At 55.4% G+C, this 3,307-nt stretch carries 3 protein-coding genes; all 3 read left to right on the top strand.

From position 1 onward, the window contains the following. Positions 1-220 precede the first annotated feature (220 nt). The 3 genes from PG883_RS22970 to PG883_RS22960 all read left to right on the top strand — a co-directional run bounded on the left by PG883_RS22970 (position 221) and on the right by PG883_RS22960 (position 3,200). Positions 221-1,336, top strand: a complete 1,116-nt coding sequence (locus tag PG883_RS22970) for a polysaccharide export protein (protein WP_270808369.1) — start codon at positions 221-223, stop codon at positions 1,334-1,336. A gap of 63 nt (positions 1,337-1,399) precedes the next feature. Beyond that, complete coding sequence (locus PG883_RS22965) at positions 1,400-1,828, top strand: arsenate reductase/protein-tyrosine-phosphatase family protein (protein WP_069785282.1); 429 nt, start codon at positions 1,400-1,402, stop codon at positions 1,826-1,828. A gap of 97 nt (positions 1,829-1,925) precedes the next feature. Next, positions 1,926-3,200, top strand: a complete 1,275-nt coding sequence (locus PG883_RS22960) for a GNVR domain-containing protein (protein ID WP_270808366.1) — start codon at positions 1,926-1,928, stop codon at positions 3,198-3,200. Positions 3,201-3,307 lie beyond the last annotated feature (107 nt).

The raw sequence follows: 3,307 nt of genomic DNA, 5'->3' as shown, positions 1-3,307 counted from the left end.
CCAGTTGGTGATGTTGTGTGTTGACTTGCCCATCTCATGTGCCCGGTAATTGATCCGGGAGATCAGATCACCACTTGGCTAGATAGTTCCCTGATTTGTGCAACAAGGCCGAAAATAGGCGGTCTCCCGGGAGATTTCTCTCAGTATTTTCGGCAATTTCCGCTATCATACGGCGATTTTTACGTTCAGTTATTGATGGCAAGCTTAATAAGGTGTGGAAGTGAAAAGGATTCAGCTCATCCCTCTGTTGTCGGCCGTGGCCCTGCTCAGTGCGTGCACTGTGGTGCCCGGTACCAATCTTTCCACCAGTGGCAAAACCGAGGTGGCTACAGGTTCAGTTGATGTTGATCAACTGGCCGATGTCTACCCGGTGACGCCAGCACTGGTCAGCGAATTGCGCAAGGCGCCGGTGGTGGGCAAGGCCAACCCTGAGCTCAATCGCCAGATCAGCAGTTATGAGTACCGTATCGGGGTTGGCGACATCCTCAATGTGACGGTGTGGGATCACCCGGAGTTGACCATTCCTGCTGGCTCCTACCGCAGCGCGAGCGAGGCGGGTAACTGGGTACACGCAGATGGCTCCATCTTCTACCCCTATATCGGCAAGGTCGCCGTGGTGGGAAAAACGGTATCTGAAATCCGTGTGGATATTGCCAAGCGGTTGGCTCAGTTTATTGAAAGCCCACAGGTCGATGTCAGCATTGCCGCTTTCCGCTCCCAGAAGGTCTACATCTCAGGCGAAGTCGCCAAACCTGGCGCGCAGCCCATCACCAATGTGCCGATGACGCTGCTCGATGCCTTCAATCTAGCCGGGGGCTTGAGCCCGACGGCGGATTGGCACCATGTGGTCCTGACTCGCCAGGGCAAGGAATACCCGCTGTCGCTACAGGATCTCTTGCAGTATGGCGACCTCTCTCACAACCAGCTGATGCGCGATGGCGACATGCTCTATGTGCCGCGCAATGATGCCCAGAAAGTGTTTGTCATGGGGGAAGTCAACAAGGCTTCAACCTTGACCATTGGTCGTGAGGGAATGAGCCTGACGGAAGCCCTGAGCAGTGCCGAGGGCTTGAACCAGGATGCTGCCAATGCCACAGGGATTTTCGTATTGCGCCCGGCAGGCAAGTCACAGCAGAAAGCCGCCATCTATCAACTTGATTTGAGTGACGCCACTGCGCTGGTGATGGGGACGGAGTTTGCGTTGCAACCCTATGACGTTGTGTATGTGACAACCGCACCTGTGACGCGCTGGAACCGCGTGTTGAGTCAGCTGGTGCCCTCCATCAATGGCTTTAACGAGTTGACGGAAGGTATGTTGCGGGTTCGCAACTGGTAACGCTCAATGGATATTGACTCGGGGCCGTTGGCATCGTGTTGAAGATGAAAGAGTGACAGTAATATGTTTGAGAAAATTCTCGTCGTGTGTGTGGGCAATATATGTCGTTCCCCGACGGGTGAGCGTCTGCTGCGGGAGCGTTTGCCCGGCCGTGATATCCGTTCTGCCGGAGTGAGCGCCCTGGTCGACAAGCCTGCCGATCAGGTCGCTAGCGAAGTAGCCCAGCAACATGGGGTCTCGCTGGAAGGGCATGTTGCGCGTCAGCTTAACCGCGCGTTGTGCCAGGAGGCCGATCTCATCCTTGTCATGGAGAAAGGGCATATTTCCGCCGTGACCGCCATTGATCCTGGCGCCCGCGGCAAGACTATGCTCTTTGGCCATTGGCTGGGTGAGTGCGAGGTGCCAGATCCCTATCGCCTCAGCCGGGAAGCCTACGAGCACGTTTACCAACTGCTGGTGCGTGGCGCCGATGCCTGGGTGAAAAAACTGTAACCACAGCCTGTGTCTGTGTTCGGGTTTATCTGACAATAAAAATGGACTCTGTGTAATGACGACTTCTTCTGTTTCGTCCCGGCAAAATAGTGCTGCGGTGGAAAACGATGAGATCGATCTGGGGCGCCTGCTGGGCTACCTGATCGATGGCCGTTGGTGGATTGTGTGTATCACCGGCTTCTTTATGATGATGGGTGTTGCTTACGCCTTGCTGGCGACACCAGTCTTCAAGGCCAACGCCCTGCTGCAAGTGGAAAAAAAGGCCAGCGGCACCGCTCTTCTCGGTGACATGGCCGATGTGCTGGGTGGCGAACAGGCTGATGCCGCCGCCGAGATAGAACTCTTGACCTCGCGCATGGTGCTTGGCCGCACAGTGCAAGAGCTCCATCTTGATACCGTGGTGACCCCCGATTTCTTCCCGCTGGTTGGCCGTGGTGTGTCTCGCCTGATGGGTCAGCCCTATCCCAAGATGGCGATTAGTCGTTTTGAGGTGGCACCCGAGCTGATTGGCACCCCCTTGACCTTGACCTTAACCGGAGAAAACCGTTTTACCCTGGAGGTGGAAGGTCGGGTGCTCGAAGGGCAGGTGGGCAAGCTGCTCGAAAAAGAGGATGTGACCCTGCTCGTAGCAGACGTTGCCGCACAAGATGGCCAGGAATTTACCCTGGTCAAGCAGCCGTTGCTGGATGTGATTGGCGAGCTGCAGCGGGATCTTCAGGTCAGCGAGAAGGGCAAGAATACCGGGATCATCTCCCTGGCGCTGGAAGGGGAAGACAAGGGGCGCATTCGTGCTGTGCTCGATAACATCAGCCAGAACTATCTCCAGCAGAACGTGCTGCGCAAGACCGAAGAAGCCCAGAAGAGCCTGGATTTCCTGCAGACCCATCTGCCCCAGGTCAAAGATGACTTGAACCGTTCTGAAGAGCTGCTCAATACATATCGTCAACAGAACGAGTCGGTTGATCTGTCGCTCGAAGCGAAAGCGGCACTGGACACCATGGTCGGGATTGAGAAACAGCTCAATGAGTTGACCTTCCGTGAAGCCGAGCTGCAACAGCTCTATACCCGTCAGCATCCGGCCTATATCGCCTTGATGGAGAAGCGCCAGACTCTGATCAACACCAAGAACAACATCAACAAGTCGATCAAGCGCTTGCCGAAAACCCAGCAGGACATCTTGCGATTGACCCGTGATGTGCAAGTGGGCCAGGAGATCTTCGTCCAGCTGCTCAACAAGCAGCAAGAGCTCAATATCATGAAGGCGGGGACCATCGGTAATGTGCGTATCATCGATGATGCCGCAGTCGAAACCCGGGCAGTCAAGCCGAAGAAGCCGCTGATCGTGGTGCTGGCGACGCTGCTTGGAGGCTGACTCTTATACACAAGTAGCGCCCTGAACGGAACCATTCCCGTTTTCCAGGATCTGATCTTCCATGTGACCTCCTAACATGGTAACGATCATGATAACTTCTGCTCTTC

It is taken from the genome of Aeromonas sp. QDB25, assembly GCF_027707725.1.
Classification (GTDB): Bacteria; Pseudomonadota; Gammaproteobacteria; order Enterobacterales; family Aeromonadaceae; genus Aeromonas; species Aeromonas caviae.
This window is presented reverse-complemented; position numbering and strand designations above follow the sequence as displayed.

Excerpts from the sequence above, each read along its gene's own strand:
- PG883_RS22965 (WP_069785282.1), top strand. The coding sequence starts at position 1,400 with ATGTTTGAGAAAATTCTCGTCGTGTGTGTGGGCAATATATGTCGTTCC.